19 protein-coding genes are annotated in these 21,188 nt (G+C 64.8%); 10 read left to right on the top strand and 9 right to left on the bottom strand.

Features of this window, described 5'->3' with window-relative positions; translation table 11 throughout:
* Nucleotides 1–63: 63 nt before the first annotated feature.
* Nucleotides 64–930, bottom strand: coding sequence for a TIGR02285 family protein (locus ACIPZ8_RS08295; RefSeq protein ID WP_400721390.1), 867 nt, complete (start codon nt 928–930; stop codon nt 64–66).
* A 2-nt stretch (nt 931–932) separates the two neighbouring features.
* Nucleotides 933–2,132: a CaiB/BaiF CoA transferase family protein gene (locus tag ACIPZ8_RS08300; protein ID WP_400721391.1), complete on the bottom strand. Its 1,200-nt coding sequence runs from the start codon at nt 2,130–2,132 to the stop codon at nt 933–935.
* A 133-nt stretch (nt 2,133–2,265) separates the two neighbouring features.
* Here ACIPZ8_RS08300 and ACIPZ8_RS08305 point away from each other — a divergent pair, with 133 nt between their 5' ends.
* Together ACIPZ8_RS08305 and recJ are read left to right on the top strand one after the other, a co-directional pair.
* A complete protein-coding gene (locus ACIPZ8_RS08305) occupies nt 2,266–2,808 on the top strand; it encodes a YaeQ family protein (RefSeq protein WP_103445451.1) in 543 nt (180 codons plus the stop codon).
* A gap of 8 nt (nt 2,809–2,816) precedes the next feature.
* Nucleotides 2,817–4,526 (top strand): single-stranded-DNA-specific exonuclease RecJ, encoded by a 1,710-nt coding sequence (gene recJ / locus ACIPZ8_RS08310; RefSeq protein WP_400721394.1) that lies wholly within the window; start codon nt 2,817–2,819, stop codon nt 4,524–4,526.
* A 310-nt stretch (nt 4,527–4,836) separates the two neighbouring features.
* Here the strand turns inward: recJ and ACIPZ8_RS08315 are convergent, their stop codons facing one another.
* Both ACIPZ8_RS08315 and ACIPZ8_RS08320 read right to left on the bottom strand, forming a co-directional pair.
* Nucleotides 4,837–5,100 (bottom strand): DUF3077 domain-containing protein, encoded by a 264-nt coding sequence (locus tag ACIPZ8_RS08315; protein WP_159411560.1) that lies wholly within the window; start codon nt 5,098–5,100, stop codon nt 4,837–4,839.
* A 10-nt stretch (nt 5,101–5,110) separates the two neighbouring features.
* Nucleotides 5,111–5,392, bottom strand: coding sequence for a hypothetical protein (locus ACIPZ8_RS08320; protein WP_400721397.1), 282 nt, complete (start codon nt 5,390–5,392; stop codon nt 5,111–5,113).
* Between the two features lie 763 nt (nt 5,393–6,155).
* Between ACIPZ8_RS08320 and ACIPZ8_RS08325 the strand changes: the two genes are divergently transcribed.
* Nucleotides 6,156–7,262 (top strand): NADH:flavin oxidoreductase/NADH oxidase, encoded by a 1,107-nt coding sequence (locus ACIPZ8_RS08325; RefSeq protein WP_400721400.1) that lies wholly within the window; start codon nt 6,156–6,158, stop codon nt 7,260–7,262.
* 111 nt (nt 7,263–7,373) lie between these two features.
* On the opposite strand, the gene ACIPZ8_RS08330 is transcribed toward ACIPZ8_RS08325, so the two are convergent.
* The 5 genes from ACIPZ8_RS08330 to ydcS all read right to left on the bottom strand — a co-directional run bounded on the left by ACIPZ8_RS08330 (nt 7,374) and on the right by ydcS (nt 12,876).
* Nucleotides 7,374–8,798, bottom strand: coding sequence for a gamma-aminobutyraldehyde dehydrogenase (locus tag ACIPZ8_RS08330; protein ID WP_400721403.1), 1,425 nt, complete (start codon nt 8,796–8,798; stop codon nt 7,374–7,376).
* A gap of 16 nt (nt 8,799–8,814) precedes the next feature.
* Nucleotides 8,815–9,621, bottom strand: coding sequence for an ABC transporter permease (locus tag ACIPZ8_RS08335; protein ID WP_294341074.1), 807 nt, complete (start codon nt 9,619–9,621; stop codon nt 8,815–8,817).
* The gene (locus ACIPZ8_RS08340; protein ID WP_400721406.1) at nt 9,611–10,513 is read right to left on the bottom strand and encodes an ABC transporter permease; all 903 of its coding nucleotides are present in this window, start codon (nt 10,511–10,513) and stop codon (nt 9,611–9,613) included. The genes ACIPZ8_RS08335 and ACIPZ8_RS08340 overlap by 11 nt, the downstream gene beginning before the upstream one ends.
* Before the next feature lies 1 nt (nt 10,514).
* Nucleotides 10,515–11,555, bottom strand: coding sequence for an ABC transporter ATP-binding protein (locus ACIPZ8_RS08345; protein ID WP_400721409.1), 1,041 nt, complete (start codon nt 11,553–11,555; stop codon nt 10,515–10,517).
* A 169-nt stretch (nt 11,556–11,724) separates the two neighbouring features.
* Nucleotides 11,725–12,876, bottom strand: a complete 1,152-nt coding sequence (ydcS, locus tag ACIPZ8_RS08350; RefSeq protein ID WP_400721412.1) for a putative ABC transporter substrate-binding protein YdcS — start codon at nt 12,874–12,876, stop codon at nt 11,725–11,727.
* Between the two features lie 156 nt (nt 12,877–13,032).
* Here ydcS and ACIPZ8_RS08355 point away from each other — a divergent pair, with 156 nt between their 5' ends.
* The 7 genes from ACIPZ8_RS08355 (at nt 13,033) to ACIPZ8_RS08385 (ending at nt 21,180) form a co-directional block, all read left to right on the top strand.
* Entirely contained in the window at nt 13,033–13,716 is a 684-nt protein-coding gene (locus ACIPZ8_RS08355) for a tellurite resistance TerB family protein (RefSeq protein ID WP_400721415.1), read from the top strand.
* A 128-nt stretch (nt 13,717–13,844) separates the two neighbouring features.
* Nucleotides 13,845–15,467 carry a methyl-accepting chemotaxis protein gene (locus ACIPZ8_RS08360; protein WP_400721418.1) on the top strand — a complete coding sequence of 541 codons (1,623 nt, stop codon included), beginning with the start codon at nt 13,845–13,847 and terminating at the stop codon, nt 15,465–15,467.
* A 5-nt stretch (nt 15,468–15,472) separates the two neighbouring features.
* On the top strand, nt 15,473–15,979 hold the full coding sequence (locus tag ACIPZ8_RS08365) for a chemotaxis protein CheW (protein WP_400721421.1): 507 nt from the start codon (nt 15,473–15,475) through the stop codon (nt 15,977–15,979).
* A complete protein-coding gene (locus tag ACIPZ8_RS08370; RefSeq protein ID WP_400721424.1) occupies nt 15,976–17,229 on the top strand; it encodes a CheR family methyltransferase in 1,254 nt (417 codons plus the stop codon). Before ACIPZ8_RS08365 ends, ACIPZ8_RS08370 begins: the two co-directional genes overlap by 4 nt.
* Complete coding sequence (locus tag ACIPZ8_RS08375) at nt 17,226–17,891, top strand: chemotaxis protein CheW (RefSeq protein ID WP_400721426.1); 666 nt, start codon at nt 17,226–17,228, stop codon at nt 17,889–17,891. The genes ACIPZ8_RS08370 and ACIPZ8_RS08375 overlap by 4 nt, the downstream gene beginning before the upstream one ends.
* Nucleotides 17,888–20,170 carry a hybrid sensor histidine kinase/response regulator gene (locus ACIPZ8_RS08380; RefSeq protein WP_400721429.1) on the top strand — a complete coding sequence of 761 codons (2,283 nt, stop codon included), beginning with the start codon at nt 17,888–17,890 and terminating at the stop codon, nt 20,168–20,170. The genes ACIPZ8_RS08375 and ACIPZ8_RS08380 overlap by 4 nt, the downstream gene beginning before the upstream one ends.
* A complete protein-coding gene (locus ACIPZ8_RS08385; protein WP_400721432.1) occupies nt 20,167–21,180 on the top strand; it encodes a chemotaxis response regulator protein-glutamate methylesterase in 1,014 nt (337 codons plus the stop codon). The genes ACIPZ8_RS08380 and ACIPZ8_RS08385 overlap by 4 nt, the downstream gene beginning before the upstream one ends.
* Nucleotides 21,181–21,188: the final 8 nt, after the last annotated feature.

A 21,188-nucleotide genomic window follows, 5' to 3' on the forward strand; every position in this document is an offset into this window, starting at 1 on the left:
TGAGGGCTTCCGATTGGCCCCGGGCGTCTTCCCCAGCGTCCGGGGTTTCTTTTTGTGCGCTGGCTAGCGGTTTTCGAAGAAGTGCTTGCTCTCTTCCAGGTAGGTCGTGCGCAGCTCGGGGTCAAGCCAGTGTGCATAAAGGGCGGGCAGGGTATTCAGGCGCAGGGCCGGTAGCAACTGGTCGATGTGGCTGATGGCGGCGCGGCCCAGTGGTGTGTCCGAGCAGCCTACGTGCAGGAACTGGTAGCGGTTCACGCCCTGGATCGGATGGAACTGATAGTCCGCCGGCGAGCCGCCATGTTGCTGAATCAGGTAACGCACCTCCGGCCAGTAGCCCAGCACCAGTTGCAGGCGCCCGAGCTGTTGCATCTGCAGCAGGTTGGCGGTGGCATCGTTGCCGTAATGGCGGCTGAACGCCGAGTCGGGCAGCTCGCGCAGGATCGCGTCGACCTGGTTGCTGTAGCTGCGCTCGGCGACAATGCCCAGCTTCAGCCGGGTATTGCCGAGCAGGCCTTTGAGGTCGACCTGCTGGCCGTCGAGGTAGGGGGCCAGCAGCGCCTGCCCGGTCTTGCGCACCACCACACCGCTGCTCATCACGCCGAGCGTCGGTTGCGAGAAGTGCACGAACTTTGCCCGCTCGGCAGTCCACAGCAGCGTCGGGTCGCAGGTAAAGCTGGTCGGGTCCTGGAGCATCTGGATCCCGCGTGCCCGGTTGACCCGGATGATGCTGTGCTCGTACTCGGGCATCTGCTCGATCAGCAGCGGCAGCATCTGGTCGATAACCCCTTGGCCTTTATCCGTACCTTCGAACACGGTGAAAGGCGGCAGGTCGCGCACCAGCCACAGCAGGCGTTCCTTGGCCTGCGCCGGAGCTGCCAGCAGGGCAAGCAGCAGCGCGCAGCACAGGGCCAGACAACGCATCGGCAGCAACCTCAGACCGTGCCAGCCTGGCGCAGGCTGGCGATCGCCGCCTGGTCATAGCCCAGGGAAGTCAGCACGGTATCGGTATGTTCACCTAGCGCTGGGCCAACCCATTCGGCAGAACCCGGGGTTTGCGAGAGCTTGGGGACGATGCCTGGCATCTTGAACGGCTTGCCGTCCGGCAGGCGCGCCTGCAGGAACATCTCGCGGGCCAGGTACTGCGGGTCGTTGAACATGTCCTCGGCCGAGTAGATCCGGCTGGCCGGGACTTCGGCGTCGGTGAGCACCTGCATCAGCTGGTCCAGCGGCAGGCTGTTGGCCCAGCGGTCGATCACCCCGTACAACTCGTCGCGCCGGGCATCGCGGCCATCGTTGCTGGCCAGGCTCGGGTCGTCGGCCAGGTCGGTGCGGCCGATGGCCTGCATGAAACGCTTGAAGATGGCGTCACCGTTGGCGCCGATCTGCACGTGCTTGCCGTCGGCGCTGGTGTGGATGGAGGAGGGTGTGATGCCCGGCATGATGTTGCCGGTGCGCTCACGGATGAAACCGAACACGTCGAACTCCGGGACCATGCTTTCCATCATGGCGAAGATCGCCTCGTACAGCGCCACGTCCACCACTTGGCCCTGGCCGCCGTTGACTTCGCGATGACGCAGTGCCATCAGCGCGCCGATCACGCCCCACAGCGCAGCAATCGAATCACCGATGGAAATCCCGGTGCGCACGGGCGGGCGGTCGTCGAAGCCGGTGATGTACCGCAGCCCGCCCATCGACTCACCGACTGCACCGAAGCCCGGTTGGTCCTTCATCGGCCCGGTCTGGCCAAAGCCGGACAGGCGCACCATTACCAGGCGCGGGTTGAGGGCGTGTAGCACGTCCCAGCCCAGGCCGAGCTTTTCCAGCACGCCGGGGCGGAAGTTCTCGATCAGGATGTCGGCCTCGCTCAGCAGGCGCTTGAGCACTTCACGGCCTTCGGGGTGCTTGAGGTTGAGCGTCAGCGACTGCTTGTTGCGCGCCTGCACGAACCACCACAGTGACGTGCCCTCGTACAGCTTGCGCCATTTGCGCAGCGGGTCGCCGCCGTCTGGCGACTCGACCTTGATCACTTCAGCGCCGAATTCGGCGCAGATCCGCGAGGCGAACGGCCCGGCGATCAGGGTGCCGAGCTCGATGACTTTCAGGCCGGCGAGGGGTTTGCTGGGCGTAGACATGAGGCATCCGTGGCAACTGGTCAGAGCCGTGGTTTTAGCATAGGTGCGGGGCGGCCGATACTGCTCCGGCGCAAGCAAAGGCCGGATCGGTTAGACTAGGTGACTTTTCTCTACGCACGAAGCCCACTCGACCATGGCCCAGCCGTCCACCACCTACAAATTCGAACTGAACCTGACCGATCTTGATCGCGGCGTGTACGAAAACGTTCGCCAGACCATCGCCCGTCACCCTTCGGAAACCGAAGAGCGCATGGCCGTGCGCCTGCTGGCCTATGCCCTGTGGTACAACGAGAATCTGTCGTTCGGCCGTGGTCTGTCCGATGTGGATGAGGCGGCGCTGTGGGAAAAGAGCCTGGACGACCGCATCCTGCACTGGATCGAAGTCGGCCAGCCGGACGCTGATCGCCTGACCTGGTGCTCGCGCCGCACAGAGCGCACCAGCCTGCTCGCCTACGGCAGCCTGCGGGTGTGGGAAGGCAAGGTGGTGAGCGCGGTCAAGGGCCTGAAGAACCTGAGCATCGCCGCCGTGCCACAGGAGGTGCTGGAAGTGCTGGCCACCGACATGCCGCGCACCATCAAGTGGGATGTGATGATCAGTGAAGGCACCGTGTTCGTCACCGACGACCGTGGCCAGCACGAAGTGCAGCTGCAGTGGCTGCTTGGTGAGCGCGGCTGAAGCACCCTATGCGTATCGAACCCCGCCCGCTGCCGCCGACCCTGCCATTCCTGGGTAACCTGCCACCCTTGCTGACCCGCCTGTATGCCGCCCGCGGCGTGCAATCCGAGGCCGAGCTGGACAAGAGCCTGGCGCGCCTGCTGCCGTACCAGCAGCTCAAGGGCATCGAGGCGGCAGTGGACCTGCTGGTCGAGGCCCTCGACCAGCGCCAGCGCATCCTCATCGTCGGCGACTTCGACGCTGACGGCGCCACCGCCAGCACCGTCGGCATGCTCGGCCTGCGCCTGCTGGGCGCGGCTCATGTCGATTACCTGGTGCCCAACCGCTTCGAATACGGCTACGGCCTGACGCCGGAGATCGTCCAGGTGGCGCTCGAGCGCCAGCCAGACCTGCTGGTGACCGTCGATAACGGTATCTCCAGTGTCGAAGGTGTGGCGGCGGCCAAGGCGGCCGGGCTCAAGGTGTTGGTCACCGACCACCACTTGCCGGGCCAGCAGTTGCCGGATGCCGACGCCATCGTCAACCCGAACCAGCCAGGTTGCGACTTCCCGAGCAAGTCGCTGGCCGGCGTCGGGGTGATCTTCTACGTGCTCATGGCCCTGCGCGCACGCCTGCGCAGCCTGGGGCGTTACGAAGCGCAGCCGCAGCCAAACATCGGAGAACTGCTCGACCTGGTCGCCCTGGGTAGTGTCGCCGACGTGGTGCCGCTGGATGCCAACAACCGCATCCTCGTGCACCAGGGCCTGGAGCGTATCCGCGCCGGCCGCGCGCGGCCAGGCCTCAAGGCCATTCTGGAAGTGGCGCGGCGCGACCATCGGCGCATCACCTCCACCGACCTTGGCTTCATCCTCGGTCCACGGCTCAATGCCGCCGGGCGTCTGGACGACATGAGCCTGGGTATCGAATGCCTGCTGTGCGAAGACGAAGCCTTGGCCCAGGACATGGCCCAGCAGCTGGATGACCTGAACCAGGACCGCAAGTCGATCGAGCAGGGCATGCAGCGCGAGGCCCTGGCCCAGCTCAAGGATCTGCCGGTCGAGTCCATGCCTTATGGCCTGTGCCTGTTCGATGCCGATTGGCACCAGGGCGTGATCGGGATCCTCGCATCACGCCTGAAGGAGCGCTATCACCGACCGACCATTGCCTTCGCCGATGCCGGCGACGGCATGCTCAAGGGCTCGGCGCGTTCGGTGCCGGGTTTCCATATTCGCGACGCGCTGGATGCGGTGGCGGCGCGCCAGCCGCAACTGATCAGCAAGTTCGGCGGGCATGCCATGGCGGCGGGGCTGTCCCTGCCGGAAAGCAACTTCCCGGCGTTTGCCGAAGCCTTCGATGAAGAAGTTCGGCGCCAGCTGCGCGAAGAGGACCTGACCGGTCGTCTGCTGTCGGACGGCAGCCTGGCGGTGGAGGAGTTCCACCTCGACCTGGCCAAGGCCCTGCGCAATGCCGGGCCTTGGGGGCAGCACTTCCCCGAGCCGCTGTTCCATGGGGTGTTCCAGTTGGTGGAGCAGCGCGTGGTCGGTGAGCGGCACTTGAAGGTGGTGCTCAAGAGTGAGTGCGGGTCGGTGCGGCTGGATGGCATTGCCTTTGGCATTGACCGGGATGTATGGCCGAACCCTACGGTGCGTTGGGTTGAGCTGGCGTACAAGCTGGATGTGAACGAGTTTCGTGGGAATGAGAGTGTGCAGTTGATGATTGCCCACATGGAGCCGCGCTGAGGGGCTGCGAGGTGCATGCCTCGGGTTTTGCAGGGTGGCGGAAATCGAGCGCCGCCCGCGCGGCGCATTGCAGGCGAGCCTGCTCCTACATCTGTTTCGGGCCAGTCAGGCCTGTGCGATTGGCGCGCGTACCCTTGGTGCATGGCTCGATATCGCGTCGTACAAACAGGGGGCCGCGCGCCAATGCCTCAGGAATAACTGGCCCGAAACAGATGTAGGAGCAGGCTTGCCTGCGATGCGCCGCGCGGGCGGCGCTCGATCTCACAGGCGCTGCAAATCTACCGGCGAACGTCTGTCTGCCCTGACTCAGTTAACGCGTCATGCCCAACTCGGCATCATCCATCAGTGCCTTGGCCATGGCACTCAGGTAATGGGATGCCCAGATCATCATCGGTTTTTCATCCATCAGGCCGATGATGGTCAGTTCTCTTACATAGCCCATCAACTCCGAGGCCTGCTCGCGGGCATCCCGGCATGGAATGCCTGGTTCGATGCGGAACAGGGGGTGGGTCTGGTGTTCGCCTTGGAAAAACGTAGTTTTACCGACAGTGAATTGGGTGTCGTCTGTGGTCATGAATTTCCCCTCAATGCAGGCTGGTAGTCCGCTCCAGGGCCAGTGACAGCGCATCCGCCTGGCCCCAGGCAATCTGCATGGCACGCAGCCCATTCACCAGTGATTCCCGGGTGCTTTCATCTTCGATGGCATCGAGGGTTCGGTGGCAATGGTTATAGGCAAGCATCAGGTAGTGGGTGACGTTCATCACCACGTGGTCGATGGGCACGATGCCCTCGCTGACGGCGTTGGTGAGTGTCTTGTCGGAGGGAAGGTCGAAATGATGGGGTGGGTCGGGGACGATCTTTTTCATGAAGACTCCTGAACGCTTGGGACTGCCGCTTCCGTTTCCACAGGAAGGGTGGCAGCTGTACACGGAGTGGAAACCCGAGTGCATTCAGGAAAACTCGGTAGGCACGAGGCCTTCCGGGTACAGCCGCCATTAACGACAAACCCGAAATGCTTGATGCGGGTTTCCACACCCGATCGCTGAACTACCAGCGACCCAGAGAGGCTAGAGGGCAGCGTATTCAGGAACAATCAGACGCGAGTCGACAGGGTTTGTAGGATATTTTCCTTGGCCATGCGCCGCCAGTTCATATGGGTAGGAAACATCTGATACATACGTCGGACCAGTCGGAAATCCCAGGGCCGAGCTAAGGCCATTAAGCGTCCGCCTTGGTTCTTGCAGGGTGGCGGAAATCGAGCGCCGCCCGCGCGGCGCATCGCAGGCAAGCCTGCTCCTACATCTGTTTCGGGCCATTTATTCCTGAGGCATTGGCGCGCGGCCCTTGTTTGTATGACGCGATATCGAGCCATGCACCAAGGTACGCGCGCCAATGGCACAGGCCTGACTGGCCCGAAACAGATGTAGGAGCAGGCTTGCCTGCGATGCGCCGCGCGGGCGGCGCTCGATCTCACAGGCGCTGCAAACCTTTCGGCGAACCCCTCGCCATCCCACAGAACCTTCCCCCCCACCAATCTGGTCTAGTCTGATTAATGACCGGCACCGGGCCAGGGATGTGCATTTGAGTGTCCGGACCGGATCACCATTGGAGTCCTTGGGAGGTGCCCTCATGAGCCTGCTGCTCGAGCCTTACACCCTGCGTCAGCTGACGCTGCCCAACCGCATCGCGGTCTCGCCGATGTGCCAGTATTCCGCTATCGATGGCCTGGCCAACGATTGGCATCTCGTTCACTTGGGCAGCCGCGCCGTGGGTGGCGCTGGCCTGGTCATCAGCGAAGCCGTCGCGGTGACGGCCGATGGTCGCATCACCGCCGAAGACCTCGGCTTGTGGAACGATGACCAGATCGCCCCGTTGCAGCGCATCACCCGTTTCATTACCGCGCAAGGCGCCGTGCCGGGTATCCAGCTGGCCCACGCCGGGCGCAAGGCCAGTACCTATCGGCCCTGGCTGGGCAAGCAGGGCAGTGTGAAGCTCGAGGACGGCGGCTGGCAGCCCGTGGGCCCGTCGAAGATCGCCTTTGACCCGCAGCACACACCGCCACGCGAGTTGAGCAAGGACGAGATCCAGGACGTGATCAATGCTTTCGTCGCCTCGACCGAGCGGGCGCTCAAGGCCGGCTTCAAGGTGGTCGAGATCCATGCCGCCCATGGTTATCTGTTGCACCAGTTTCTCTCACCGCTGAGCAACCAGCGCCGTGACGAGTACGGCAGCTGCTTCGAGAACCGCGTCCGTCTGACCCTGCAGGTGGTCGAAGCGGTGCGCAAGGTCTGGCCGGCCGAATTGCCGCTGTTTGTCCGGGTATCGGCCACCGACTGGGTCGAGGACGGCTGGAACCCCGATGAAACCGTCGAACTGGCTCGTCGCCTGCGGGTGCTGGGTGTCGACCTGATCGATGTGTCCTCCGGTGGTACCTCGGTCAACGCCGAAATTCCTACAGGCCCTGGCTATCAGACGCGCTTTGCAGAGCGCGTGCGCAAGGAAGCAGAGATCGCCACCGGCACCGTCGGCATGATCACTGAACCTGCCCAGGCCGAGCACATTCTACGTACCGGTCAGGCCGACGTGATCTTCCTGGCGCGGGAGCTGCTGCGCGATCCTTACTGGCCGTTGCATGCCGATGATGATCTGGGAGGCAACAAGGCCACTTGGCCGGCGCAGTATCAGCGGGCGACCAGCCGGGCAAACCCGATTCACGAGTCGGATCTGCGGGATTAGAGTGTTGGGGCATGGCGGCAGCCGTGTGGTGTGGCTGAGATCGAGCGCCGCCCGCGCGGCGCTCGATCTCATAGGCGACAAACAACTAAAGGCGTACCCCACCAGCCCCCCTCAATGCTTGATCATCACATGCCGCACACAGGTGTAATCCTCCAGCCCATACATCGACATGTCCTTCCCATACCCCGAATGCTTCTGCCCGCCATGGGGCATTTCACTCACCAGCATGAAGTGGGTATTGACCCAGGTGCAGCCATACTGCAACCGCGCCGCCATGCGGTGGGCGCGGCCGGTGTCGCGGGTCCAGACCGATGATGCCAGGCCATATTCGGAATCGTTGGCCCATTCCAGCGCCTGCTCCTCGCTGCTGAAGCGGGTCACCGAGACCACCGGGCCGAACACCTCGTTGCGCACGATCTCGTCATCCTGCAAGGCGTTGGCCAGCACGGTCGGTTCGAAGAAGAAGCCATCCCCCGCAATCACCTTGCCGCCCGTCACCAGGCGGATGTGCGGCTGGGCGATGGCGCGCTGGACCAGGCCGGCCACCTTGTCGCGGTGCTGGGCGCTGATCAGTGGGCCGAGTTCGGTGTCTTCGGCATCCTGCAGGCCGGCCTTGAGGCTGGAAACCGCCTTGCCCAGGCGCTCGACGAAGCGGTCATAGATACCCGCCTGCACATACAGGCGACAGGCTGCAGTACAGTCCTGGCCCGCGTTGTAGAAACCGAATGTGCGGATGCCGTCAATGGCCGCGTCGATATCGGCGTCGTCGAACACCAGCACCGGCGCCTTGCCGCCCAGCTCCATGTGCATGCGCTTCACGCTGCTGGCGGTGGCGCCGATGATGTGCGCGCCGGTGGGGATGGAGCCGGTCAGCGAGACCATGCGCACCTTGGGGTGGGTGACCAGCGGGTTGCCTACCGTCTGCCCGCGGCCGAACAGGATATTGAGCACGCCGGGCGGCAACAGGTCCTTGGCCAGTTCGCCCAGGCGCAGGGCGGTCAGCGGTGTCAGTTCGGAGGGCTTGATGACCACGGTGTTGCCAGCTGCCAGGGCCGGGGCGACCTTCCATGCCAGCATCATCAACGGGTAGTTCCACGGCGCGATCGAGGCCACCACGCCCAGTGGGTCGCGGCGGATCATCGAGGTGTGGCCCGGCAGGTATTCACCCGCCGCCGAGCCGCCCAGGCAGCGTGCGGCACCGGCAAAGTAACGGAACACGTCGGCGATGGCCGGGATTTCGTCGTTCAGGGCGGCGGCAAACGGTTTGCCGCAGTTCTGTGATTCCAGCCGGGCCAGTTCATCGCCATGGGCTTCAATGATGTCGGCCAGGGCCAGCAGCGCCAGCGAGCGCTCCTTGGGGCTGGTCTGGGACCAGCTGTCGAAGGCCTGGTCGGCGGCGCGCACGGCAGTATCGACCTGGGCTTCGGTGGCTTCGTTGATCTGCGCCAGGGCGCTGCCTTCGGCCGGGTTGAGCACGGTCCAGGTCGGGCCATCGCCCGCGACCAGCTTACCGTTGATCAGCATTTTGCTTTGCATGGGGACTCCTTGAGGGTCATTTGCCGCTGCCCGCAACGCTTTCGCCGCCACGGGTCAGGTAATAGGCGCCGAGGATCGGCAGCATGGTCACCAGCATCACCAACATGGCCACTACGTTGGTCACCGGCACGTCGCGCGGGCGGCTGAGCTGGTTGAGCAGCCAGATCGGCAGGGTTCGCTCGTGGCCGGCGGTGAAGGTGGTGACGATGATTTCGTCGAACGACAGGGCGAACGCCAGCATGCCGCCGGCCAGCAGGGCCGAGCCGAGGTTGGGCAGGATGATGTAGCGGAAGGTCTGCCAGCCATCGGCACCGAGGTCCATGGACGCCTCGATCAGGCTCTGCGAGGTGCGCCGCAGGCGGGCGATCACGTTGTTGTAGACGATCACCACGCAGAACGTGGCGTGGCCTACCACGATGGTGAACACGCCGGGCTCGATCCCCAGGCGCTTGAATGCCGAGAGCAGGGCGATGCCGGTGATGATGCCGGGCAGGGCAATCGGCAGGATCAGCATCAACGAGATGCTCTCCTTGCCAAAAAAGCTGCGTCGGTACAGCGCCGCCGAGGCCAGGGTGCCGAGCACCAGCGCGATCAGCGTGGCCAGGCAGGCGACCTGCAACGACAGCTTGATGGCTTCGAGCACGTCGGGGCGGGCGAAGGCCACGGCGAACCAGTTGAGGGTAAAGCCCTTGGGCGGGAAGCTGAACGCCGCGTCTTCGGTGTTGAAGGCGTACAGGAAGATGATCAGGATCGGGAAGTGCAGGAACAGCAACCCGCCCCAGGCCGCCAGGCGCAGGCCGACAGACGCTTTTTCAGAGTGCATCGAAAGCCCCCAGGCGCTTGACGATGGACAGGTACACCGCGATCAGCACGATCGGCACCAGCGTGAAGGCCGCCGCCATCGGCATGTTGCCGATCGCCCCTTGCTGGGCGTAGACCATGCTGCCGATGAAATAGCCCGGTGGGCCGACCAGCTGCGGCACGATGAAGTCGCCCAGGGTCAGCGAGAAGGTGAAGATCGAGCCGGCGGCAATGCCGGGGATCGACAGCGGCAGGATTACCTGCAGGAACGTTTGCCCCGGCCTGGCCCCCAGGTCTGCCGAAGCCTGCAGCAACGACGGCGGCAGGCGCTCCAGCGAGGCCTGGATCGGCAGGATCATGAACGGCAGCCAGATGTACACGAACACCATGAAGCGCCCCAGGTGCGAGGTCGACAACGTGCTGCCGCCGACCCCGGGCACCGCCAGCACGGCCTGCAGCAGGGCATCCAGGTGCAGCTGCTGGACGAACCACTGGGCCACGCCGCCCTTGGCCAGCAGCAGGGTCCAGGCATAGGTCTTGACGATGTAGCTGGCCCACATCGGCATCATCACCGCGATGTAGAAGAACGCCTTGGTCTTGCCGCTGGTGTAGCGCGCCATGTAATAGGCGATCGGGAAGGCCAGCACCGCGCTGGCCAGCGATACCGCCACGGCCATGGCCAGGGTGCGCAGGATGATGTCGAAGTTGGACGGGTTGAACAGCGCGGCAAAGTTGCCCAGGGTCAGCTCCGGGGTGACCGCCATGGTGAAGTCGTCGAAGGTGTAGAAACCTTGCCACAGCAAGCTGAGCAACGAGCCCAGGTAGATGGCGCCGAACCAGGTCAGCGGTGGGATCAGCAGCAGTGCCAGGTAGAGGTTGGGGCGCCGGTACAGCAGGTCGGATACGCGGCGCATGTCAGCGGGCCTCGGCCAGGACGGTTTCCTGCAGCGCGGTCATCGCTTCGCGTGGCCAGCGCACCTGCACCTGCTGGCCGGCCTGCCAGGGCTGCGGCTGCTCCTGCCAGCGGTCATTGGCGTGGCTCACGGCGAGTAGCTGGCCGCTGGCCAGCTGGACTTCATAGCGGGTGGCGCTGCCCTGGTACTGGATGTCACGCAGCAGGCCGCTGACCTGGACGTCTTGTGGCTGGCTGGTCTGATCCACCAGGCGGATATGCTCGGGGCGGATGGAGAAAGGTGAGCGATTGCCGCTGAGCTGCTGTGCGAGGTCACCGCGGATGACGTTGGAGGTGCCAACGAATTCGGCGACGAACGTGGTCGCGGGTTTCATGTACAGGTTACGTGGCGTGTCGACCTGCTCGATGCGCCCACGGTTGAACACCGCCACCCGGTCCGACATCGACAGCGCTTCGGTCTGGTCGTGGGTGACGAAAATGAAGGTGATGCCCAGTTGACGCTGCAGCTTCTTCAATTCGCCCTGCATCTGTTCGCGCAGCTTCAGGTCGAGTGCGCCCAGTGGTTCGTCGAGCAGCAGCACCCGTGGCCGGTTGACCAGGGCGCGGGCCAATGCCACGCGCTGGCGCTGGCCGCCGGAGAGTTGCGCCGGTTTGCGTTCGCCGTAACCGGCCAGGGCGACCATGGCCAGCGCTTCTTCGGCGCGGGCATGGCGTTCGGCCTTGGCCACGCCCTTGACCTTGAGGCCGTAGGCGATGTTGTCGCGCACGTTCATGTGCGGGAACAGCGCGTAGTCCTGGAACACGGTGTTGACGTCGCGCTGGTACGGCGGCACGCCAGCGGCCTCGATGCCATGGATGCGGATCGAGCCGCTGTTCGGTTGCTCGAAGCCGGCGATCAGGCGCAGGCAGGTGGTCTTGCCCGAGCCGGAGGGGCCGAGCATGGAGAAGAATTCGCCGTCATCGATATCGATGCTGACCTGGTCGACGGCCTTGACCTCGCCAAAGGTGCGGGAAACCTGGGTGAACTGGACGGCTAGGGGCATGGATAACTCCAAGGTAGAATTGGGGCGCTCTGCGCCCCTTTCGCGACACAAGGCCGCTCCTACAGGAGCCCGCGTTTCCTGTAGGAGCGGCCTCGCCGGGGCGCCGGACCGGTCGGAAAGGGCTGCGCAGCAGCCCCAAGTCAGGCAACACATCTGCTACAGGCCGGTGCTAGCGCCCGCCCATGATCGCTATGTAATCCTGGGTCCAGCGGCTATAGGGCACGAACTTGCCCCCCTGGGCCTGTGGCGTCTTCCAGAAGGCGATCTTGTCGAAGTTGTCGAAGCCGTTGGTCTTGCACCCTTCCGCCCCCAGCAACTCACTGCCGGTGCAGGCCGCCGGCACTGCCGGCAACGAGCCGAACCAGGCCGCGACATCGCCCTGCACCTTGGGTTGCAGCGACCAGTCCATCCACTTGTAGGCGCAATTGGGGTGCTTGGCCTCGCTGTGCAGCATGGTGGTGTCGGCCCAGCCGGTGGCGCCTTCCTTGGGAATGGTCGAGGCCACCGGCTGGTTCTCGGCCTTCAGGCCATTGACCATGTAACCCCACGAACTGGAGGCGACCACGCCTTCGTTCTTCACGTCGCTCATCTGCACCGTGGCGTCGTGCCAGTAACGGTGGATCAGCGGTTGCTGCTGACGCAACAGTTCGAGCACGGCCTTGTACTGTGCTTCATTGAGCTCGTACGGGTCCTTGATGCCCAGCTCGGGTTTGGCCGACTTCAGGTACAGCGCCGCGTCGGCGATGTAGATCGGCCCGTCATACGCCTGCACGCGGCCTTTGTTCGGCTTGCCATCGGGCAGGTCTTGGGGCTCGAACACCACGCTCCAGCTGGTCGGTGCCTGCTTGAAGGTATTGGTGTTGTACAGCAGCACGTTCGGGCCCCATTGGTACGGCGTGCCATACACCTGTTTGTCGACCACGTACCAGCCACCGTTCTGCAGGCGCGGGTCGATGTTCTTCCAGTTAGGGATCAACGCAGTGTTGATGGGTTGTACGCGCTTGCCAACGATCAGGCGCAGCGAGGCGTCGCCGGACGCGGTGACCAGATCGTAGCCACCCTTGGTCATCAGGCTGACCATCTCATCGGAGGTGGCAGCGGTCTTGACGCTGACCTTGCAGCCGGTTTCCTTTTCGAAGCCCGTGACCCAGTCGTAGGCCTTGTCGCTTTCACCGCGCTCGATGTAGCCGGGCCAGGCAACGATATCCAGCCGGCCTTCGCCGGCGCCCAGGGCCTTGGGCAACTCGGCGGCCTGCAGGCCGGCGCTGGCCAGCAGCGCGCCGGTCACGGCGCCGAGCAATGCGGTCTTGTGCACTGACATGGTGTTCCCTCTTCTTGGAGATTTTGGTCGGGGCAGTGGTCGAGTCTAGTTGGCTTTTTGCCAGCTAATGCAACATCCAGAAGCAAATCGGGGCACGGCCTGTAAACGGCCAAGGCTTACTCTGTCGGCTGACTACCAACGCGTGGAGACCTGCACATGAACACCCGTGGCTTGCTCGATCAACTGCTGAAATCTGGCCAGGAGCTGCTGAACAAGCCATCCGCTCCCGGCAAACCTGCGCCGGGAGCGAATGGCCTGGGCGGCCTGCTTTCCGGGGCGGGTGGTGGGCTGCTGGGTGGCGGTGCGCTGGGCTTGCTGCTGGGTAGCAAGAAGGCCCGCAAATATGGCGGCAAGGCCCTCACCTATGGCGGTCTGGCCGCACTCGGTGTGCTGGCCTACAAGGCCTATGGCAACTGGCAGGCGCGTCAGCAGGTGGCCGCAAGCGAACCGCAGACCCTCGATCGCCTGCCGCCCGCCCAGGCCGAGCAGCACAGCCAGGCGGTGCTGCGCGCACTGGTGGCGGCGGCCAAGTCCGATGGCCATATCGACGAGCGCGAACGGGCCCTGATCGAAGGCGAGTTCACCCGCCTGGACAGCGACCGCGACCTGCAGCGCTGGTTGCACGACGAGCTGAACAAGCCGCTGGACCCGGCCGAAGTTGCCCGCGCCGCACAAACACCGGAGATGGCTGCCGAGATGTACCTGGCCAGCGTGATGATGGTCGACCAGGAGAACTTCATGGAGCGTGCCTACCTCGACGAACTGGCCCGGCAGCTTCGCCTTGACCCCGCCCTGCGTCAGGAACTGGAGAACCAGGTACGGCTTGCCGCAGGTCAATGAACTGGCAAATGGCCTGTCCGTCAGGGATAGCGGCCTGAATACCTCGCATGTCAGCCGCAAAAGCGTAGGAAGCCTGGGCTATACTTCGGCAATTTTTCCCGCTCGTTGTGAATTCCTGAGGGCTGAATGTGAAGAACTGGACCTTGCGCCAACGGATCCTGGCAAGTTTCGCCGTGATCATCGCCATCATGCTGCTGATGATCGTAGCCGCCTACTCGCGGCTGGTGACGATCGAAACTGCCGAGGAAGCGGTGGGGACAGACAGCATTCCAGGGGTCTACTACAGCTCGATGATCCGCAGTGCCTGGGTCGACAGCTACGTCACCACCCAGCAGCTGGTGGGCCTGTCCAACCACCGCGAAATCACCTCGGCCGACATGGAGCTGTACAAGAGCTTCGACGATCGCCTCAAGCAGTACATGGCCAGCTACCAGGGCACCATTCAGGACACCGACGACCAGGAGCGCTTCGACACCTTCGTCAAGCTCGAGGAAAACTACCTCAAGGTGGTCGGGGAGGTGCTCGATGCCTACCGTCAGCGCAACTACAGCGAAGCCGAACGGCTGATCGGCGAAGTGCTTACCCCGGCCTGGGTGAACGGGCGCAAGCACCTCAACACGGTGATCGAGCACAACCGCGAGTCGGCAGACGCCGCCACCCATGAAATCGTCAGTGCCGTAAGCACCGCCAAGGGCAGCATGATGGTCTCGCTGCTGCTGGCGATCGTGGCTGCCGGTATTTGCGGCTTGCTGTTGATGCGCGCCATTACCGCACCGGTACAGCGCGTGGTGCACGCCCTCGACAAACTGCGTTCGGGCGACCTGAGCATGCGCCTGAGCCTGGACCGCAAGGATGAATTCGGCGCCATCGAAAGCGGCTTCAACGAAATGGCCGAAGCCCTGGCCAACCTGGTGGCCCAGGCACAGCGCTCGTCGGTGCAGGTGACCACCTCGGTCACCGAGATTGCCGCCACCTCCAAGCAACAGCAGGCCACCGCCACCGAAACGGCCGCCACCACCACCGAGATCGGCGCCACCTCGCGTGAAATCGCCGCCACCTCGCGCGACCTGGTACGCACCATGACCGAGGTTACCTCCGCCGCTGACCAGGCCTCGAGCCTGGCCGGCTCCGGCCAGCAGGGCCTGGCGCGCATGGAAGAGACCATGCACCAGGTGATGGGCGCCGCCGACCTGGTCAACGCCAAGCTGGGGATCCTCAACGAAAAGGCCAGCAACATCACGCAGATGGTGGTGACCATCGTCAAGGTGGCCGACCAGACCAACCTGCTCTCGCTCAATGCCGCCATCGAGGCGGAGAAGGCCGGTGAATATGGCCGCGGTTTTGCCGTGGTCGCCACCGAGGTGCGGCGCCTGGCCGACCAGACGGCCGTGGCCACCTACGACATCGAGCAGATGGTGCGCGAGATCCAGTCGGCGGTGTCGGCCGGGGTGATGGGCATGGACAAGTTCTCCGAAGAAGTGCGCCGCGGCATGTTCGAGGTTCAGCAGGTGGGCGAGCAACTGAGCCAGATCATTCACCAGGTCCAGGCCCTGGCACCGCGGGTGCTGATGGTCAACGAGGGCATGCAGGCCCAGGCCACCGGAGCCGAGCAGATCAACCAGGCGCTGGCCCAGCTCAGCGATGCCAGCACGCAGACGGTGGAGTCGCTGCGTCAGGCCAGCTTTGCCATCGATGAGTTGAGCCAGGTGGCGGCTGGCCTGCGCGGTGGTGTATCGCGCTTCAAAGTCTGATTACCATGACCGACCTGCATTCCTACCCGGCAGCGGCGGCAAGCGCCAAGGGCACGCTGTATCTGCAGTTTCGCCTCAACCAGCAGCGCTTCGCCCTGGACGTGCGCGACGTGATCGAGGTGCTGCCACGGCGGCCGCTTAAGCCGATTGCCCAGGCGCCGGCCTGGGTGGCCGGCATCCTGGCGCATCGCGGTGTGCTGGTGCCGGTGGTCGACCTGAGTGCGCTGAGCTTTGCCCAGCCGGCCGCCGAGCGCACCAGCACGCGCCTGGTGCTGGTGCGATACCGTCACGCACAGGTGCTGGGGCTGATCCTCGAGCAAGCCACCGAAACCCTGCGTTGCATGCCGGACGAGTTCCAGCCCTATGGCCTGGACAACGGTGAAGCGCGGTACCTGGGCCCGGTCCGCCAGGACGCCCAGGGCCTGCTGCAACGGATCGAGGTGGACGAATTGCTGCCAGATAGCGTCCGCGAGCTGCTGTTCCCACACCCGTCGGGGCAGGTGGCGCCATGAGCGAGCAACGTTTCTTCCGCTACCTGCAGGAGCGCATCGGCCTGGATGTCGAGTCGGTTGGCGTGCCGATGGTGGAGCGGGCCTTGCGCCAGCGCTGTGTCGCCCTGAATGCCGCTGATCTGGATGACTACTGGGTCCGCCTGCAGCAATCGCCGGATGAGCAACTGGCGCTGATCGAGGCCGTGATCGTTCCGGAAACCTGGTTTTTCCGCTACCCGGAGTCGTTCACCGCGCTGGTCGGCCTGGCCCAGAAGCGCCTGCCCGAACTGGCCGGAGAGCGGCCGTTGCGCCTGCTCAGCTTGCCGTGCTCCACCGGCGAGGAGCCATACTCGCTGGCCATGGCCTTGCTCGATGCCGGTATGAACCCGGCCGCTTTCCGCATCGACGGTATCGATATCAGCCCCAGCTCGGTGGCCAAAGGCATACAGGGCGTGTATGGGCGCAACTCGTTCCGCGGCGCCGAACTTGGGTTTCGCCAGCGGCATTTCCAAGAAGGTGAGGACGGCCACACGCTGGATGAGCAGGTACGCCAGCCGGTGAACCTGGAAGTGGGCAATGTGCTCGACCCGGCGCTGGCCGCCCGCAACGGCCTGTACGATTTCGTGTTCTGCCGCAACCTGCTGATCTATTTCGATGTGCCGACCCAGCAGCGTGTGTTCGAGGTGCTCAAACGCCTGACGCAGCCGCAGGGCGTGCTGTTCATCGGCCCTGCCGAAGGCAGCCTGCTGGCGCGGTTGGGCATGCGGCCGCTGGGCATTGCCCAGTCGTTTGCCTACGTTCGTCAACCCGCCGATGTGCCGGCTGTGCCCGTTCTGCCACCACTGCAGCGGCCCACCACGGTGGTTTCCAGCCGCCCGCGGCCGCCATCTGTGCCACCTGCGCGGCCCTTGCGCGTGGTGCCTCCTGCGGCCCCGGCAGCCGAACCGCGAGAGAGCGAAAGCGAGTTGCTGGCCAGCATCGCGCGCCAGGCCAATGCCGGCGACAGTGCCCAGGCCCGCGCCAGTTGCCAGCGCTATCTGCGCCAGTTCGCGCCCAAGGCCCAGGTCTACTTCTGGCTGGGGCTGTTGTGCGATACCGAAGGTGATGCGCAACAGGCGCTGAACCTTTACCGCAAGGCGCTGTACCTGGAGCCTCAGCATCCTGAGGCATTGTTGCACCTGGCCACGCTGCTGGCGGCCCAAGGCGACGAAGCCGGTGCACGCCGCCTGCAGGAGCGGGCGGCACGGGTTGGTCGGGAGTCTGAACGATGAAAGCCGAACACGCGATCGCGCTGCTGGCCCAGGACGATGAGCGCATCGACGACTGCTGGAACCGTATTGGTGTACACGGCAACAAGGACTGCCCGTTGCTGGAGCGGCATATCCATTGTCGCAACTGCGAAGTCTACGCGGCGGCGGCCACGCGCCTGCTCGACCGCTACGCGCTGATTGACGCGGACCTGGCACACGAAACCGCCCCCGTCGAGACCTCGGCCGGGCGTTCGCTGCTGCTGTTCCGTCTGGGCGAGGAATGGCTGGCCCTGGCCACTGCTTGCCTGGCCGAGATCGCCCCGCTGCAACCGGTGCATTCGTTGCCGCATCAGCGCTCCCGGGTACTGCAAGGGGTCGCCAACGTGCGCGGTGCGCTGGTGCCGTGCCTGTCGCTGGGCGATCTGCTGGGCGTGGCGCGTTTGCCCGAGCAGGCGCGCAGCGGTCGGGCGATGCCGCGCATGCTGATCCTGGCGGCGTCGGACGGGCCAGTGGTCATGGCGGTGGATGAGATCGATGGCATTCACCGCCTCGATGCCACATTGCAGGGGGTTGCCGAAGATGCCGCACCGTTCACCGCCGCAGTCTTGCAGTGGCGCGGGCGCAGCGTGCGGGTGCTGGACGATCAACACTTACTGTCTGCCGTGCAGCGGAGCCTGTCATGACCCCAGAGCAAATGCGCGACGCATCGCTGCTCGAACTGTTCAGCCTGGAGGCCGAGGCGCAAACCCAGGTGCTGAGCACCGGGCTGATGGCACTGGAACGCAACCCGACCCAGGCCGACCAGCTGGAAGCCTGCATGCGTGCGGCACATTCGTTGAAAGGTGCGGCTCGCATCGTCGGCATCGATGCCGGGGTCAGCGTCGCCCATGTCATGGAAGACTGCCTGGTGGCGGCCCAGGAAGGCCGGCTGCTGTTGCGCGCCGAGCACATCGATGCGTTGCTGCGCGGCACCGACCTGCTGATGCACATCGCCACGCCCGGCGATCCGAACGGCGAAGCACTGGTGCCGGCGTTTCTGGTGCAGATGGCCAGTTTGCTCGACCCCGGCGCCGCGCCAGTACCCACTGCGGTTACGCTCGAACCCGCGTTGCCGGTGGTTCCGCCAGCCCAGCCCGAGCCGGTGGCGCCAGCCGCTGAAGCCGAGGTGGAGCCCGCTGTGCCGCGCAAGGCCGGCAAGCGCGCGGGCGAGGGTGGTGAGCGGGTCTTGCGGGTGACCGCCGACCGCCTGAACAGCCTGCTCGACCTGTCGAGCAAGTCGTTGGTCGAGACCCAGCGCCTCAAGCCCTATCTGGCCACCTTGCAGCGCCTAAAGCGCATGCATGGCCAGGGCATGCGAGCGCTCGACGGCCTGAAAACCCAGCTCGAAGACAGTGGCCAGAGCCCTGAAGTACTCGACGCCCTGGCCCAGACCCAGCGCCTGTTGCTGGAAACCCAGCAGATCCTGCAGCAGCAGGCCGCCGACCTCGACGAGTTCGGCTGGCAGGCCAGCCAGCGTGCCCAGTTGTTGTATGACACGGCACTGGCTTGCCGCATGCGCCCGTTTGCCGACGTGCTCACCGGCCAGAGCCGCATGGTTCGTGACCTCGGGCGTTCGCTTGGCAAGCAGGTGCAATTGCAGATCGAAGGCGAGAAGACCCAGGTCGATCGCGACGTGCTGGAAAAGCTCGAAGCGCCGTTGACCCACTTGCTGCGCAATGCCGTCGACCACGGCATTGAACTGCCCGAGCGGCGCCTGCTGGCGGGCAAGCCGGAGGAAGGCACGATCCGCCTGCGTGCTTCACACCAGGCCGGGCTGCTGATCCTTGAGCTGAGCGATGACGGCGCTGGCATCGACCTTGAGCGCCTCAAGCGCAACATCGTCGAGCGCGGCCTGTCGCCGGCCGACACCGTCGCGCAGATGAGCGAGGCCGAGTTGCTGACCTTCCTGTTCCTGCCGGGCTTCAGCCTGCGCGACAAGGTCACTGAAGTGTCTGGCCGTGGGGTTGGCCTGGATGCGGTGCAACACATGGTCCGCGACCTGCGCGGTTCGATCGAGCTGACCCAGGCGCCCGGCCAGGGCTGTCGTTTCCACCTCGAGGTGCCGCTGACCCTGTCGGTGGTGCGCAGCCTGGTGGTGGAAGTGGGCGGTGAGGCCTATGCGTTCCCGCTGGCGCATATCGAGCGCACCCTCGAGGTGGCGGCCGATGAAATCGTGCAGATCGAGGGCCGCCAGCACTTCTGGCACGAAGGCCGGCATATTGGCCTGGTAGCTGCCAGCCAGTTGCTCAACCGGCCGGCAGGGCAGGGTGAGGCCAGCAGCCTGCGGGTGGTGGTGATCCGTGAGCGTGAGCAGCTTTACGGGGTGGCCGTGGAGCGCCTGATCGGTGAGCGGGTGCTGGTGGTCATGCCGCTCGACCCGCGTCTGGGCAAGGTCCAGGACATCTCCGCAGGGGCCTTGCTGGACGATGGCTCGGTGGTGCTGATCATCGATGTCGAAGACTTGCTGCGCTCGGTCGAAAAGCTGCTCAGCACTGGCCGCCTGGAGCGTATCGAGCGCGGCGCGCAAGGGGCGCGAGGTGCCAGCCGCAAGCGCATCCTGGTGGTCGACGACTCGCTCACCGTGCGCGAACTGCAACGCAAGCTGCTGAGCAATCGTGGCTACGACGTCGCGGTGGCGGTGGATGGCATGGATGGCTGGAACGCCCTGCGTGGCGAGGACTTCGACCTGCTGATCACCGACATCGACATGCCGCGCATGGACGGCATCGAACTGGTCACCCTGGTGCGCCGCGACCAGCGGTTGCAGTCGCTGCCGGTGATGGTGGTGTCGTACAAGGACCGTGAAGAAGATCGCCGACGTGGCCTGGACGCTGGGGCCGACTACTATTTGGCAAAGGCCAGCTTCCACGATGATGCGTTGCTGGATGCCGTGGTGGAACTGATCGGAGGTGCTCAGGGATGAAGGTCGCCATCGTCAATGATATGCCCATGGCAGTAGAGGCGTTGCGCCGGGCCCTGGCTTTCGAGCCCGCGCACCAGGTGATCTGGGTAGCCAGCAATGGCGCCGAAGCGGTGCGCATGTGCGCCGAGGATACCCCCGACCTGATTCTCATGGACCTGATCATGCCGGTGATGGATGGCGTCGAGGCGACCCGGCGGATCATGGCCGAAACGCCGTGTGCCATCGTCATCGTCACGGTCGACCGCAAGCAGAACGTGCACCGGGTGTTCGAGGCCATGGGCCATGGCGCCCTGGATGTGGTCGATACCCCCGCGCTGGGCGCGGGTGACGCACGTGAGGCAGCGGCGCCGCTGCTGCGCAAGATCCTCAACATCGGCTGGTTGATCGGCCAGCAGCGGCCCGGTGCGAGCAAGTCGCTCGCCGCCCCCCTGCGCGAGGCCTCCCAGCGCAGGGGCCTGGTGGCGATTGGCTCATCCGCAGGTGGCCCAGCCGCGCTCGAAGTGCTGCTCAAAGGCCTGCCGCGTGGCTTTCCGGCCTCGATCGTGCTGGTCCAGCATGTTGACCAGGTGTTTGCCGCCGGCATGGCCGAGTGGCTCGCCAGCGCCTGCGGCTTGCCGGTGCGCCTGGCCCGCGAAGGCGAGCCGCCACAACCCGGGCAGGTGCTGCTGGCCGGCACCAATCACCATATCCGCCTGCTACAGGGCGGCCAGTTGGCCTACACTGCCGAACCTGTCAACGAAATCTACCGGCCCTCGATCGACGTGTTCTTCGAGAGTGTGGCGCGTTACTGGAGCGGCGATGCGGTGGGCGTGCTGCTCACCGGCATGGGGCGCGATGGCGCCCAGGGCCTGAAGCTGATGCGCCAGCAGGGTTTTCTGACAATTGCCCAGGACCAGTCCAGCAGTGCGGTGTATGGCATGCCCAAGGCCGCTGCGGCAATCGATGCAGCGGTAGAAATCCGCCCGCTTGAGCGCATTGCCGGGCGCTTGATGGAAATCTTTGCAAAATGACGATATGT

The sequence above is a fragment of the Pseudomonas sp. NPDC089422 genome, from assembly GCF_044749405.1.
Classification (GTDB): domain Bacteria; phylum Pseudomonadota; class Gammaproteobacteria; order Pseudomonadales; family Pseudomonadaceae; genus Aquipseudomonas.